Source organism: Nonomuraea sp. MTCD27 (assembly GCF_041950495.1).
GTDB lineage: Bacteria > Actinomycetota > Actinomycetes > Streptosporangiales > Streptosporangiaceae > Nonomuraea.
The window spans coordinates 128,410-140,860 of record NZ_JBGNUW010000002.1; the positions used below are offsets into that span (position 1 = coordinate 128,410).

The 12,451-nt window shown below is 71.6% G+C and carries 16 protein-coding genes; 12 read left to right on the plus strand and 4 right to left on the minus strand.

Annotation, left to right across the window (positions count from 1 at the left end; all coding sequences use genetic code 11):
* Positions 1-2: 2 nt before the first annotated feature.
* Positions 3-506: an ATP-binding protein gene (locus ACBJ59_RS05050; RefSeq protein ID WP_375108998.1), complete on the minus strand. Its 504-nt coding sequence runs from the start codon at positions 504-506 to the stop codon at positions 3-5.
* A gap of 223 nt (positions 507-729) precedes the next feature.
* Here ACBJ59_RS05050 and ACBJ59_RS05055 point away from each other — a divergent pair, with 223 nt between their 5' ends.
* From ACBJ59_RS05055 to ACBJ59_RS05080, 6 genes are all read left to right on the plus strand, one after another.
* The gene (locus ACBJ59_RS05055; RefSeq protein ID WP_168010388.1) at positions 730-1,551 is read left to right on the plus strand and encodes a helix-turn-helix transcriptional regulator; all 822 of its coding nucleotides are present in this window, start codon (positions 730-732) and stop codon (positions 1,549-1,551) included.
* On the plus strand, positions 1,552-1,788 hold the full coding sequence (locus ACBJ59_RS05060) for a DUF397 domain-containing protein (RefSeq protein ID WP_043632079.1): 237 nt from the start codon (positions 1,552-1,554) through the stop codon (positions 1,786-1,788).
* Positions 1,789-1,875: 87 nt separating this feature from the next.
* Positions 1,876-2,133, plus strand: coding sequence for a hypothetical protein (locus ACBJ59_RS05065; RefSeq protein WP_138670670.1), 258 nt, complete (start codon positions 1,876-1,878; stop codon positions 2,131-2,133).
* A 43-nt stretch (positions 2,134-2,176) separates the two neighbouring features.
* Positions 2,177-2,935 carry a hypothetical protein gene (locus tag ACBJ59_RS05070; protein ID WP_375108999.1) on the plus strand — a complete coding sequence of 253 codons (759 nt, stop codon included), beginning with the start codon at positions 2,177-2,179 and terminating at the stop codon, positions 2,933-2,935.
* Positions 2,936-2,955: 20 nt separating this feature from the next.
* On the plus strand, positions 2,956-3,843 hold the full coding sequence (locus ACBJ59_RS05075; RefSeq protein ID WP_375109000.1) for a maleylpyruvate isomerase family mycothiol-dependent enzyme: 888 nt from the start codon (positions 2,956-2,958) through the stop codon (positions 3,841-3,843).
* Positions 3,843-4,118: a sigma factor gene (locus ACBJ59_RS05080; RefSeq protein WP_375109001.1), complete on the plus strand. Its 276-nt coding sequence runs from the start codon at positions 3,843-3,845 to the stop codon at positions 4,116-4,118. Before ACBJ59_RS05075 ends, ACBJ59_RS05080 begins: the two co-directional genes overlap by 1 nt.
* Before the next feature lie 7 nt (positions 4,119-4,125).
* Here ACBJ59_RS05080 and ACBJ59_RS05085 read toward each other — a convergent pair whose 3' ends face one another.
* The 3 genes from ACBJ59_RS05085 to ACBJ59_RS05095 are packed head-to-tail and all read right to left on the minus strand — an operon-like array spanning position 4,126 to position 6,346.
* On the minus strand, positions 4,126-4,704 hold the full coding sequence (locus tag ACBJ59_RS05085) for a histidine phosphatase family protein (RefSeq protein WP_375109002.1): 579 nt from the start codon (positions 4,702-4,704) through the stop codon (positions 4,126-4,128).
* A gap of 38 nt (positions 4,705-4,742) precedes the next feature.
* Complete coding sequence (locus ACBJ59_RS05090) at positions 4,743-5,651, minus strand: TIGR03621 family F420-dependent LLM class oxidoreductase (protein ID WP_375109003.1); 909 nt, start codon at positions 5,649-5,651, stop codon at positions 4,743-4,745.
* A gap of 41 nt (positions 5,652-5,692) precedes the next feature.
* Positions 5,693-6,346 carry a hypothetical protein gene (locus ACBJ59_RS05095; RefSeq protein ID WP_375109004.1) on the minus strand — a complete coding sequence of 218 codons (654 nt, stop codon included), beginning with the start codon at positions 6,344-6,346 and terminating at the stop codon, positions 5,693-5,695.
* A gap of 100 nt (positions 6,347-6,446) precedes the next feature.
* On the opposite strand from ACBJ59_RS05095, the gene ACBJ59_RS05100 reads away from it, so the two are divergent.
* The 6 genes from ACBJ59_RS05100 to ACBJ59_RS05125 all read left to right on the plus strand — a co-directional run bounded on the left by ACBJ59_RS05100 (position 6,447) and on the right by ACBJ59_RS05125 (position 12,451).
* Positions 6,447-7,214 carry a phytanoyl-CoA dioxygenase family protein gene (locus ACBJ59_RS05100; RefSeq protein ID WP_375109005.1) on the plus strand — a complete coding sequence of 256 codons (768 nt, stop codon included), beginning with the start codon at positions 6,447-6,449 and terminating at the stop codon, positions 7,212-7,214.
* On the plus strand, positions 7,199-8,155 hold the full coding sequence (locus ACBJ59_RS05105; protein ID WP_375109006.1) for a phosphotriesterase: 957 nt from the start codon (positions 7,199-7,201) through the stop codon (positions 8,153-8,155). The genes ACBJ59_RS05100 and ACBJ59_RS05105 overlap by 16 nt, the downstream gene beginning before the upstream one ends.
* Complete coding sequence (locus ACBJ59_RS05110) at positions 8,152-9,345, plus strand: cytochrome P450 (RefSeq protein WP_375109007.1); 1,194 nt, start codon at positions 8,152-8,154, stop codon at positions 9,343-9,345. Before ACBJ59_RS05105 ends, ACBJ59_RS05110 begins: the two co-directional genes overlap by 4 nt.
* The gene (locus ACBJ59_RS05115; protein ID WP_375109008.1) at positions 9,342-10,169 is read left to right on the plus strand and encodes an SDR family NAD(P)-dependent oxidoreductase; all 828 of its coding nucleotides are present in this window, start codon (positions 9,342-9,344) and stop codon (positions 10,167-10,169) included. The genes ACBJ59_RS05110 and ACBJ59_RS05115 overlap by 4 nt, the downstream gene beginning before the upstream one ends.
* A 249-nt stretch (positions 10,170-10,418) precedes the next feature.
* Positions 10,419-11,276, plus strand: a complete 858-nt coding sequence (locus ACBJ59_RS05120) for a Gfo/Idh/MocA family protein (protein WP_375109009.1) — start codon at positions 10,419-10,421, stop codon at positions 11,274-11,276.
* 230 nt (positions 11,277-11,506) lie between these two features.
* A complete protein-coding gene (locus ACBJ59_RS05125; protein WP_375109010.1) occupies positions 11,507-12,451 on the plus strand; it encodes an ABC transporter substrate-binding protein in 945 nt (314 codons plus the stop codon).

Below are 12,451 nucleotides of genomic sequence, written 5' to 3' on the forward strand. Positions count from 1 at the left end.
GGTCAGGAGAGGACTGCCCAGACGATCTTTCCGTGGGGTGCGAGTGCGGACCATCCCCAGCGGAGGCTGAGCGATTCGACGATGTGGAGTCCGAGGCCGCCGGTGTCGAGGGGGCCAGGGTATCGCAGCACCGGCACCGAGGAGCCGGGATCGGTGAAGGCGCTGGTGACCAGTGGTCCCCGCCGGACGAGGGACATGTGGACCGCGCGCTCGCGGCGCGGGTCGTCCAGGCACAGGCCGTGGCGCAGGGCGTTGGTGGCCAGCTCGGAGACCACCAGCTCCATGTTCTCGGTCAGCTCGCCGAGGCCCCAGCCCGACAGGGCGCCGGCGGTGAAGCTGCGGGCCGAATGGACGGAGGACGCGGCGGGTGGGAGCACGAACGTGGCGCTCGCGGACGGGCCGGGGACCAGCAGATCACCGGCCGCCTCCGGCCACCAGCCGACTGGGGGCCACCAATCGAACGTGGTCCACTGGCCGTGTGCCGTGGTGGATTGCACGTAGATCATTCTGCGGGAAACTCTCGTGCAGTTGCAAGAGCGAATGCACGTGCAGACAACTCGTGCAAGCGCTACGGTTGCCCTCAAATGGTCAATATGGGGGAAAGGGGATCTTGTCCGCGGCCCATGATCTTTCGGCCGTGAAGTGACAGACTGTGTGGCAAGGAAACGACCAAGGAGCAAGCACGTGTCCATTGATCCGCCCGGTTCCGGTTCGACCGTTCGGCGCATCATGCTGGGGGCGAGCCTCAGGCGCCTCCGCGAGGCCAGCGGCCTCGACCGGGCACAGGCCGGATTTCACATCCGGGCGTCCGAGTCCAAGATCAGCCGCATGGAGCTCGGCCGCGTCGGCTTCAAGACACGTGACGTGGAAGACCTGCTCACCCTGTACGGCGTCGTCGACGATGCCGAGCGCCGTGCCCTGCTGGAGATGGTTCGCGAGGCCAACACCCCCGGGTGGTGGCACAAATACTCGGCCGAACTGCCGTCTTGGTTCACCACGTACATCGGCCTGGAGGAGGCCGCCAGCGTGATCAGGACCTACGAGGTGCAGTTCGTGCCCGGCCTGCTGCAGACGGCCTCGTATGCGCGTTCGGTCTTTCAGCTTGGCAACCCCGATGCGAGTCCGGAGAGAATCGAGCGCCGCGTGCATATGCGCATGCAGCGTCAGGAGCGCTTCACCCAGAAGGATGGACCCCGGCTGTGGGCCGTCATCGACGAGGCGGCGCTCAAGCGGACCATCGGCGGGCGGGAGGTCATGTCCGAGCAGCTCCAGCATCTGCTGGAAGTCGCCGCTCTTCCCAACATCACCATCCAGGTGATGCCCTTCAGGTTCGGCAAGCACGCCGCCGAAGGGGGCGCTTTCAGCATCTTGCGGTTTCCCGAGTCCGATTTGTCGGACGTTGTCTACGTCGAGCAGCTCTGGGGTGCCCTGTACCTGGACAAACGTGAGGACATCGATCCGTACCTCACGGCGATGGAGCAGTTGTGCGTGGAGAGCACCACGCCAGGGGGCACCGTCGAGCTCATCGGCGGTCTTCTCAGAAAGATGTAGATGAACCAGACCTACAACGGCATGCCCGCGGCGGACCTGACGCAGGTCGCCTGGCGCAAGAGCCGCTACAGCAACTCGCAGGGCAACTGCGTCGAGCTCGCGGAGCTTCCCGACGGGGGCATCGCGGTGCGCAACTCGCGTTTCCCCGACGGCCCTGCCCTCATCTATACCCGCGACGAGATCCGGGCCCTGGTGCTCGGGGTGAAGGACGGAGAGTTCGACGGCCTGCTCGTTTAACAGCGTGTTTACCTCCGGCGCGCCCGCTTAACGGGGGCGCGCCGGAGGCGTAACCGTCCGGCCTCGTGCCACGGTCAGGATCAGTCCATGCTCGACCAGATGACCCTGTATCCGATCGCCGACGACGTGCTGTTCGCACCGGGCGGCAAGGTCGTGATCCGCACTTACGGCGTGGCACCCGCCACCACGGGAGCCTCCGTCTCCTACCGGACCTGGGTGACCGGCATCCGCGACCAGCCGCGGTACTGGCACTGGGGCCACTTCGAGGACGCCACCTCCGGGCACCGCAGGGTCCTGGAGTGGCTCACGGGACGGGGGCCCCAGCCTTCCCAAGCGCTGGCCTGATCGCTATCCTCGGGCCAAGCAACCGCTTGGTAGAGGAGGCGTGGTGCGGCGCGCGATCCACCTGATCGAGGAGGTCGACTTCCGGCCGATGAACTCCAGGCGTCCCCTGGAGTACCTCACCTGGCTGACCCGCTACAAGCGCGAGGACGAGACCCGCACGGCGCCCTCGCTCACCTCCGGCATGTCCATCAGGTCCCGCGAGATCGACCTCGTGGGCGCCTTCTACGCGGTCGGCATCACCGGCCATCCCCAGTTCAAGGCCGTCACGCTGTGGGACTGCCACGGCGGCTGGGACGGCGGCTGGCGGCAGATGATGGAGATCTACCAGGGCGTGGACGAGCGCCTGTTCCTGTCCGACATCGACGACCTGCGCTTCTCGGCGTTCTCCCGGCCGCTCGGCGCCGCGCCGGGCTGCCCGCCGCTCGCCGAGGCCCCCGCCGCCGAGCTCTACCTCTTCGAGAGCGCCCGCGTACGCCCCGGCGCCGCACTCGACTACCTGCACGCCGTACGCACCGAGCGCGCCCCCCTGCTCGCCGAGCACGGCCACACCCTCGTCGGCCTGTACGAGGTGCTGTTCTGCGACACCGAGGCGGTCACCCTCTGGGCCGTCTCCCTCGACGACCACCTGGCCACCCAGCGCGCCCGCGACGCGGCCCTGGGTCTCGACGACGAGGCGACCCCCGACTCCCGGCTGCTGGACTGGGGAAAACGGGCGCGCGACTACCTGGAAGGCCCCTGGCGTGAGACGCTTCTCGCACCGTTCCCCGGTTGCCGCCTGGCGCAAGGGGGTCCGACGGGTTAGCGTCGGCTGCGGAGGTGGCCATGACGGACTCATACCTCTACAACGGGCAGAGCCCAGACGAACACGTCGCATCGTGCCCTGACTGCACCGCGGCGATCGCGCTGCTCGACCAACCCGAGACGGCGGTCGCGCCGCCGCCCACGCTGCGTGAGGCCGTGCTGTCCATGGCGCGCCGCCGCCGCACCCCGGCCGTGATGGCCGTGACCACCGTGGCGGCGCCGTACGCCGAGCAGGTCGCGATCATGGACGAGCTGCTGGCCGAGCTGAGCGAGCCGCAGTGGGAGCTCCCGATCGCCAAGCACGGCACGGTCAGGGGGCTGGTCGAGCACCTCATGGCCAACGACTCGACCGTGGCCACGTTCATGGGGGTCCCGGGCGCCGGCGCGGCCGCCGCGCCGTTGCACCGGCGCTGGCGCGAGCAGGCCGGCTCCGTGCTGGAGCGGGTCTCGTGCAGCAGCGAGGTGCTGCTGGGCGTCGAGGTGGCGCTCGCGGGGGCCCGCCCGGCCCGCGCGCCGCTGCGCCAGGCCATGATCCAGCGCACGTTCGAGACGTGGACGCACGCCGACGACATCAGGGTCGCCACCGACCGGTCCAAGGCCGCGCCGCGCCCCGAGCACGTGCACATGATCGCCGAGTTCGGCCTGGCCCTGCTGCCCCGCGCGCTCAAGGGGCCGCGCCGCGACGTCTCGGCCACCGTGGTGCTGACCGGCCCTGGCGGCGGCACGTGGACGATCCCGCTCTCGCCCACCTCCGGCCACGTCGCCGTGCTCATCTCGGCCGAGGCGGTGGACTTCTGCCGGCTGCTGGGCAACCGGTGGCCGGCCGACTCCTTCCCGTACGCCGCCGAGGGCGACCCCGCGCTCGCCCGCGACCTGATCCGCGCCGCCGCCACGCTGGGATGCGACTGATGAGCGACATGGACCTGTGCGCACGGCTGACGGCCGGTGACCTCGACGCGCTGGCCGACGCCTACGACCAGCACGGCTCGTACGTCTACGGGGTCGCGGTCAAGGTCACCAAGAGCCAGGCGTTCGCGGAGGAGGTCACCCAGAACGTGTTCGTCGCGCTCTGGGAGCAGCCTCTGGCCTACGACCCCAGTCTCGGGTCGTTACGCGGCTGGCTGGTGAGCAGGGCCATGCACGAGGCGGCCCTGCGCACGAAGGTCGGCCAGGGGCCGTTATAGACGCGTTCTACACCGGGGCGTTCCAGGTCAGGAGCACCGGTTCGGCGTGCTCGTAGCCGAGCCGCGAGTAGGTGCCCGTGTCGAGCTTCAGCAGCCGGCCCTCCTCGGGCGCCAGGCCCAGCCAGCGGGCGGCCAGCACGCGCAGGAAGTGCCCGTGCGCCACCAGCGCCACCCGGCCCTCGACCCGGCGGGCCCGCTCGATCACCCGGTCGGCGCGCACCGCCACCTCGGAGGCGCTCTCGCCCGGGTGCTCGGCGTCGCCGGGGATCACGCCGTCGCGCCACAGGTACCAGCCGGGGTGAGTCCTGCGGATCTCCGGCGTGGTGATCCCCTCGTAGCCGCCGTAGTCCCACTCCCACAGATCGGCGTCCACCTCGTAACCGGACAGCCCGGCCAGCTCCGCCGTCCGCCCGGCGCGCTGGGCGGGGGAGACCAGCACCAGGTCGAACGGCTCCTTCACCAGCGGCGCCAGCGCCCTGGCCTGCTCCTCGCCGTGCTCCGTCAAAGGCAGGTCGGTACGTCCGGTGTGCTTGCCCGCCTTGCTCCATTCGGTCTCTCCGTGCCGGAGCAGCAGCATCTCGTTCATGGGTCCCATCATCCGGCACGGCCTTCTCCCGGCCGCGGTCAGGTGGCCAGGTCCTCGACGACGGGCTCGAAGGCGGGCAGGTCACGCTCGTGATGCAGCACGAAGTACGAGATATCGTGCTCGTCCCGCCAGTAGCGGAGCCTGTCGGCGATGTCGTGCCGCGTACCCAGCAGGACCTGGGGTGTCTCGTCCAGCGCGGAGCTGTCGGCCGCGCTCCACGCCTCCTCCGCCTTCCGCTCGCCCACCTGCACCACGCTGGTGCCGAGCTCCAGCTCCGGGTAACGGTCGCCGGCCGCCGCGCGCAGGGTGGCGAGCTTGCCCAGGAGCGCGGGCAGCCCCCCGTCCCGCACGTCGGGCCCGCTCCCGTCGGCCTTCACCCGCATCCCGATGTTCACGACGTCGGCCTCCTCGGCCGCCAGCCGCAACATCCGGGCCCCGCCCGCGCCGATCACCAGCGGGGGACGGGGCCGCTGCACGGGTTTGGGCTGCTGGTCGAGGCCGGAGATCCGGTAGTGCCGTCCCTCGAAGTCGAAGGGCCCGTCGCCCCAGAGCCCCTTGAGCACGGCGAGCGCCTCGCGCAACCGCTCGACGCGCACCCCCGGGGGCTCCAGCGCGAGCCCGGCGCCGGCGTAGTCGCCCGCCAGCCACCCCGTGCCGATGCCGACCTCCAGCCGCCCGCCGGACAGCAGGTCGAGCGTGGCCGCCTCCTTGGCCAGCACGGCCGGGTGCCGGAAGTCGTTGGCGAACACGAGGGTGCCGACGCGCAGCCTGGTGGTGGCGCAGGCGGCCGCGGTGAGGGCGGCGACGGGCGCGAACCTGGGCCCGACGAGGTGATCAGGCACCAGCAGCACGTCGAACCCGGCCCCCTCCAGGCGCCTGGCCTTCTCGGCCCACGCCTTCCCGGACCCGGCCTCCCGTACCACCGCTCCGAACCTGAACCGCCGCACGGCCGCCTCCTACCAAGTGCTTGGTTGGGATTGTAGCCGCCTCACGCCTTCTCGCGCGGCTGGGGCAGCGCGAGGGCGACGCCGCCCATGGCGGCGGTGAGGATGAGCCAGGCCGCGCCCGCCGCCACGTTCGACAGCTGCGCCAGCCAGGCCACCGGGATGAGCAGCGGCGCCACGATCAGGGCGATCGCCGCCCACTTCGGCGCCGCGCTGCTCAGCGCCGCGACGCCCAGCAGCACCAGCCCCAGCAGCGCCAGGAAGAACGTGAACCCGAGCGCCGAGGTCGGCAGCCCCTCGCTCACCTCGGTGACCAGCCGGTGGGTCGTGGGCACGTCGAGTCCGGCACGGGCGGCGGCGTAGATGACCTCGTCGGTGTCGGTCGCCGGGAGGGTCAGGATGAAGGCGAGAATCATGCCCACCAGGCCTAGCACGGGCCGCCCGTCCCTGGCCACCCTGCTCACCGCGAGGAGGCCGGGGACGAGGGTGGCGAAGCTCAGCACGCCGAGCCAGCTCAGCAGGGCGTAGCCGTCGAGGTGGGCGGTGAAGGCCCGGATGTACGGCTCGCCTTCCAGCGTGGCCGGATACGGGGCGAGCAGCAGCGACAGGGCGATGAGGAGAGGCGAGGCCACCGCGCAGGCGATCATCGCGGTGCGGGTGAACCCGGCCGTGGCGGTGCGTGGGTGAACTGCGGTCATGTCCCCGAGCTTCGGACCCGGCGGGCGGGGGCGCATGAGTAGGGGCTACTCAATCCGCGGGGCTTACCAAGCGCTTGCTTTAGGTGCGAGACTGGGGGACATGGAGATCCCCGTACGCCAGGCGACAGACGACGAGGCGGCGTTCTTCACCGAGCACGGCTGGGTGCGGCTCGGCCGGCTGATCGACCCGGACACCACCGCAGAGCTGCGCGAGCGCGCCACGGGTTTCCTCCGCGCGCGCTCCAGGAGCCACGAGACGCTGGTCGACCAGGCGTTCGGCCAGTCCAGGGACATCGCGGCGAGCGACGAGCTGTTCGGCGCCCTGACCATGAGCCCCGCGATGGGCCGCAACGCCGTACGGCTGCTGCGCGGCGTGCGGGCCGTGCGCGTGCAGGTCACCAACCTGCTCGTCAAGGAGGCCGGGGAGCACGGCGCCACCGAGTTCCACCAGGACTTCCCCTGGATGCCCATGGATCGCTCGGCCATGCTGACCGTCTGGCTGGCCCTGGCCGACGTGCCCGCCGAAATGGGGTCGCTGCGCTTCTACGACGGCTCCCACCGGTACGGCCTGCTCGGGCGCAGCTTCACCCGCCCGGGCGACGACCAGCTCAGCCAGCACCCGTGGCTGAAGGAGCTGGAGCTGTCACCGCCCCTGGACCTCGAGGCCGGCGACGCGACCGTGCACCACGCCCTGACCGTGCACGGCGCCCCCGCCAACCGCCGCGACAGCCCGCGCCTGTCCTTCACCGCCACCTACTTCGACGCCGACGCCCTCTACACCGGCCTGCCGTACAGGCAGACCGACGGGCTCGGCCTCGAGGTGAACCGGCCCTTCGAGCACGAGAGGTTCCCGTGCCTGAGACCGTGAGGGGCCCGGTCGCCGACCTCGGGGCGACGCTCATGCACGAGCACGTCTTCGGGCTCAGCCCGGAGATCCTCTGGAACTGGCCGGACATCCCCGAGGAGTGGGACCTGGAGGCGCGGGCCCGGGAGGCGGCGGGCAAGCTGGACGCGCTCAAGGCGGAGGGCGTCGACACGATCGTGGACCTCACCGTGGTCGGGCTCGGCAGGTACGTCCCCGCCGTGCGCCGGGTGGCCGAGCTGACCAGCGTGAACATCGTGGCCGCCACCGGCCTCTACACCTACGACGCCCTCCCGCCGTACTTCGCCAACCGGGGGCCCGGATCGTTGTTCGGGGGACCGGACCGGCTGGCCGAGTTCTTCGTACGGGACATCACCGAGGGCATCGGGCGCACCGGCGTCAAGGCGGCCATGCTGAAGTGCGCCTCCGACCACCTGGGGATGACCAAGGGGTGCGAGCGGGTGTTCCGGGCGGTCGCCGAGGCCCACCTGGAGACCGGCGCGCCGATCACCACCCACTCCCACAGCGCCTCCAGGGGCGGGCTGGCGCAGCAGGAGCTGCTCGCCTCGCTCGGCGTGGACCTGGGCCGGGTGGTCATCGGGCACGCCGGTGACTCGACCGACGTGGCCTACCTGGAGGAACTGATCGCGAACGGGTCCTACCTGGGCATGGACCGCTTCGGCATCGAGACGATCAGCTCGTTCGAGGACCGGGTGGCGATCGTGGCCGAGATGTGCGGGCGCGGGCACGCCGGGCGGATGGTGCTGGGGCACGACTCGTACTGCTTCAACGACCGGTTCGACGCCGACGTCGTACGCCGCCGGCACCCCAACTACCACCTGCTGCACATCTCCCGCGACGTGCTGCCCGAGCTGCGCAAGCGGGGCGTCACGGACGACCAGATCGACCAGATGCTCGTCGGCAACCCGCGGAGGATCTTCGCATGATCGAGGACTTCGACGTCACCTCGGACTGGCACGTCGCCGCCCCCTACGAGTTCCTGGCCAGGCTCCGCCGGGAGTCGCCGGTGTTCAGGAGCGAGCACCTCGGGGCGTACGTGCTGACCCGCTACGCCGACGTGCGCGCCGCGTACGGCGATCCCCGGCGCTTCTCCTCCAAGGGCTCGCTGACGATCTCGCGCAGCCTGACCCGCGAGACGAGGGAGAAGCTGGGCGAGCACGGCTCGTTCCTGTCCAGCTTCGTGGCCAACGTCGACCCGCCCGACCACACGCGGCTGCGCCGGTCGGTGTCCCGGGCGTTCACGCCGCGCGCGGTCGCCGCCATGGAGCAGCAGTTCCGGCGGCTCAACGAGGACCTCCTGGACCGGCTCGTCCCGCGCGGCCGGGCCGACTTCGTCACCGAGATCGGCCACGAGCCGTCGATCAAGCTGACCGCCCGCTTCATCGGGGTCCCCGAGGCGGACGAGGCGTTCGTGCAGTCGCACGTCAAGGACTGGTTCCAGCTCTTCCTGTCGCTCCAGCCGCCCGCCCGCCAGCTGGAGCTGGCCGGCAGCTTCCTGACCTACCTCGACTACGTGGACCGGCTGGTGGCCGCCCGCGCCAAGGACCCGAAGGACGACTTCACCTCCCTGATGACCTCGCTCATCGGCGACGAGCTGACGCATCGCGAGGTGGTGGAGCTGATCTCCACGATCCTGCTCGGGGGCAACGACACCGTCCCGAACCAGCTCGGCAACACCGTCCTGCGGCTGCTGCGGGAGGACGCCTGGCCGGTGCCGCCGCCGCTGGTCGCCAACGCCTCCGAGGAGTGCATGCGGATCGACGGGGCCTCGCTGGGCTCCTTCCGGTACGCGGTGACCGACATCTCCCTGCACGGCGTGACGATCCCGGCCGGGGCCCTCGTCCTGCTGTCCACCGACTCCGCCGCCCACGACGAGAGCGTCTTCCCCGACCCCGACCGGTTCCGCGTCGACCGGCCGAACGCCGCCGACCACATGGTCTTCGGGTACGGCATCCACTTCTGCGTCGGGGCCGCGTTCGGCCGGCTGCAACTGCGCACCGCGCTGGAGGTGCTCGGGCACCGGTTGCCGCGGCTGCGGCTCGTACCCGGCCAGGAGATCTCCTACCGCAGGTCGATCGTGGGCCGCGGCCTGCCGTCCCTGCCGGTCGAGTGGTGAACGGGCGCTCGGACGGGCGCTCGGACGGGCGCTTCGACGGGCGCGTCGCGCTCGTGACCGGCGCCGGGTCCGGCATCGGCGCCGGCTGCGCCGCCCGCCTGGCCGCCGAGGGCGCCTGCGTCGGGGTGCTCGACCTCCGTACGGCCGCCGCGCGCGCCACCGCCGCCGGCATCCGCTCCCGCGGCGGCACCGCGATGGCGCTGACCTGCGACGTGTCCGACGAGAAGCAGGTGGAGGAGGCGGTGGCGACGCTGGTGGCGTCGTTCGGGCGGGTGGACGTGCTGCACTCCAACGCCGCCGTTCTCGACGCCGACGTGTACGGCCGGGACCGCGAGCTGGACTCCCTCGACGTGGCCGTGTGGGACCGCACCATGGAGGTCAACCTGCGCGGGGCCATGCTCGCGGTCAAGCACACGGTGCCCGCGATGCCCGACGGGGGCGCCATCGTCATCACGTCCTCGGTGTCCGCCCTGGTGGGTGACACGGTGCACGCGGCGTACGGCGCCTCGAAGGCCGCCCTGATCGGCTTCACCCGCTACGTGGCCACCATGTACGGCTCGCGCGGCGTCCGCTGCAACGCGGTGGCCCCCGCCCTCGTCCTCACCCCGAACGCGCAACGCGCCCTGACGCCTGCCCAGCTGGCCGACAAGGCGGCGGAGCGGCTGCTGCCGTGGGCGTGCACGGTGGAGGACGTGGCCGCCCTGGTGTCCTTCCTGTGCTCCGACGAGTCCCGCTGCCTCACCGGTCAGACCCTCGTCCTCGACTCCGGCACCCTCGCCCACCGCCCCCAGCACGCCGTCCACCAGTCCCGCCACCCCCTCTGACCCCGGCCCCGCCTGGATCGCCACCGGTTCGCGTCGCCGCCGCCCCACGGTTCCCGCCGCCCGCCCCTGGCGCCGTCCGGCCGTGGCGCCGTCCGGCCTCTCCGGCGTGCGCCGTTCCGTCTCTCCAGCGTGCGCCGTCCCATGTGCCATCCCCCTGTTCGGGTCCCAGCCCGCGTAGCGGGGCGGGCGGTGGGAGGTGATCTTTGAGCGAATGTCCCCTATGGTGTGGTTTTGAGGTGAGGGGGGCGTATGGAGCCGGTGGCGGTCGGGCTGGTCGGGGCGGGGCCGTGGGCGCGGATGGCGCACGGGCCGATGCTGGCCCGGGGGCCGCACACGCGGCTGGCCGGCGTGTGGGCCCGGCGCCCCGAGCAGGCCGCCCGGCTGGGCGCCCCCGTCTTCACCAGGGTGGAGGAGCTGTTCGACCACTGCGAGGCCGTCGCGTTCTGCGTCCCGCCCGCCGTGCAGGCCCAGTACGCCGTCCTGGCCGCCCGCGCCGGCAAGGCGCTGCTGCTGGAGAAGCCCCTGGCCGACTCCCTCGACGGCGCACGGCGGCTGGCCGATGCCGTGGCCGAGGCGGGCGTGGCCTCCCAGATCGTGCTCACCCTGCGGTACGCCCCCCAGACCCGCGCGTTCCTGGCCCGCTGCGCCGAGATCGAGCCGTTCGGCGGCCACGCCGCGAACGTCTCCGGCGCCCTCCTCGGCGACCACCCCTTCGCCACCCCCTGGCGGCTCGAGCGCGGCGCGCTGCTCGACGTCGGCCCGCACGTGATCGACCTGCTGGCCGCCGCCCTGGGCCCGGTCACCGGCGTGCGCGCGCACGGTGACCCGCTCGGCTGGACCGGCCTGCTGCTCGACCACGAGGGCGGCGCCGTCAGCGAGGCGTCCCTGTGCATGGCCACCGCCGGTGACCCGCCCCCGCCCATGTTCGCCGTGTACGGCCGCACCGGCAGCGCCGTGCTGCCGCACTTCGACGACGACCCTCTGGAGACGGTCGCCGAGGAGTTCGCCAGGACCGTGCGCGCCGGCGGCGGGCACCCCCTCGACGCCGCCCACGGGCTCAGGCTGCAGGAGATCATCGCCGAGGCGGAGCACCAGCTGACCCGCTAGGCCCGACCGGCCCAGCAGGCCCCTTGACGTCGCCGGCACTTGGGCGATTGATAGCCTTCCCTTTACTCACGCGCAGAGCGCAGCGAAGTCCGGTGCGATTCCGGCGCTGTCCCGCAACTGTCATAGCCAGGTCGCCTGCCTCCGCGCTGACGTCATCAACCCTCGTGGAAAAGGGTGATCCGTCGCTCAACGCGGGTCTCTCGGTTCCGAACAGTGTGAAAGGACTACTCGTGAGGCCCGTACGCACGGCCTTCGCGGGCGCGCTGCTGGGAACGCTCGTCCTGGCCGGTTGCGGTCAGACCGGCACCACAGCATCCCCGTCGGCAACAGCCCCTACCTCCGCCGCCCCCGGCGACTTCCCCGTCACCATCGAGGCGGGCAACGGCCAGGTCACCATCGCCAAGAGGCCGAAGCGGATCGTCTCGCTGTCGGCCACCCACACCGAGACGCTGTTCGCCATCGGCGCGGGCCCCCAGGTCATCGCGGTGGACGCCGCGTCGAACCACCCGCCCGAGGCCCCCAAGACGGACCTGTCCGGCTTCAAGCCGAACGTCGAGGCCATCGTCGCCCAGAAGCCCGACCTGGTCATCGTCTCCGACGACCTCGACCAGGTGGTCAAGGAGCTGGGCAAGGTGAACGTGCCCGTCCTGCACCAGCCGTCCGCCACCAAGCTCGACGAGGCGTACGAGGAGATCGCCGAGCTGGGCGCCGCCACCGGCAACAAGGCCAAGGCGGACGAGGTCGTCGCCGGCATGAAGGCGGCCATGGACAAGCTGGCCGCCGAGGCGCCCAAGGCCGGCAAGCTCACGTACTACCACGAGCTCGACCAGACGCCGTACGCCGCCACGTCCCAGACGTTCATCGGCCAGATCTACGCGATGTTCGGCCTGACCAACGTCGCCGACAAGGCGCCCGAGGCGGCGGGCGGCTACCCGAAGCTGTCGGCCGAGTTCGTGGCCCAGGCCGACCCCGACCTGATCTTCCTGGCGGACGTCAAGTGCTGCCGGCAGAGCAAGGAGACCCTGGCCGAGCGGCCGGGCTGGAAGAACCTGTCCGCCATCAAGAACGACCGGGTGATCCAGCTCGACGACGACATCGCCTCCCGCTGGGGCCCGCGCGTCGTGGAGCTCGCCGAGACGATCGGCGCCGCCGTGGCCAAGGCCGGCGCGAGCTGA

Bases quoted from the DNA above. Each gene is read 5' to 3' on its own strand.
- ACBJ59_RS05050 (WP_375108998.1), bottom strand. From the start codon at position 506: ATGATCTACGTGCAATCCACCACGGCACACGGCCAGTGGACCACGTTC.
- ACBJ59_RS05055 (WP_168010388.1), top strand. From the start codon at position 730: ATGCTGGGGGCGAGCCTCAGGCGCCTCCGCGAGGCCAGCGGCCTCGAC.
- ACBJ59_RS05060 (WP_043632079.1), top strand. From the start codon at position 1,552: ATGAACCAGACCTACAACGGCATGCCCGCGGCGGACCTGACGCAGGTC.
- ACBJ59_RS05065 (WP_138670670.1), top strand. From the start codon at position 1,876: ATGCTCGACCAGATGACCCTGTATCCGATCGCCGACGACGTGCTGTTC.
- ACBJ59_RS05075 (WP_375109000.1), top strand. From the start codon at position 2,956: ATGACGGACTCATACCTCTACAACGGGCAGAGCCCAGACGAACACGTC.
- ACBJ59_RS05080 (WP_375109001.1), top strand. From the start codon at position 3,843: ATGAGCGACATGGACCTGTGCGCACGGCTGACGGCCGGTGACCTCGAC.
- ACBJ59_RS05085 (WP_375109002.1), bottom strand. From the start codon at position 4,704: ATGAACGAGATGCTGCTGCTCCGGCACGGAGAGACCGAATGGAGCAAG.
- ACBJ59_RS05095 (WP_375109004.1), bottom strand. From the start codon at position 6,346: ATGACCGCAGTTCACCCACGCACCGCCACGGCCGGGTTCACCCGCACC.
- ACBJ59_RS05100 (WP_375109005.1), top strand. From the start codon at position 6,447: ATGGAGATCCCCGTACGCCAGGCGACAGACGACGAGGCGGCGTTCTTC.
- ACBJ59_RS05110 (WP_375109007.1), top strand. From the start codon at position 8,152: ATGATCGAGGACTTCGACGTCACCTCGGACTGGCACGTCGCCGCCCCC.
- ACBJ59_RS05120 (WP_375109009.1), top strand. From the start codon at position 10,419: ATGGAGCCGGTGGCGGTCGGGCTGGTCGGGGCGGGGCCGTGGGCGCGG.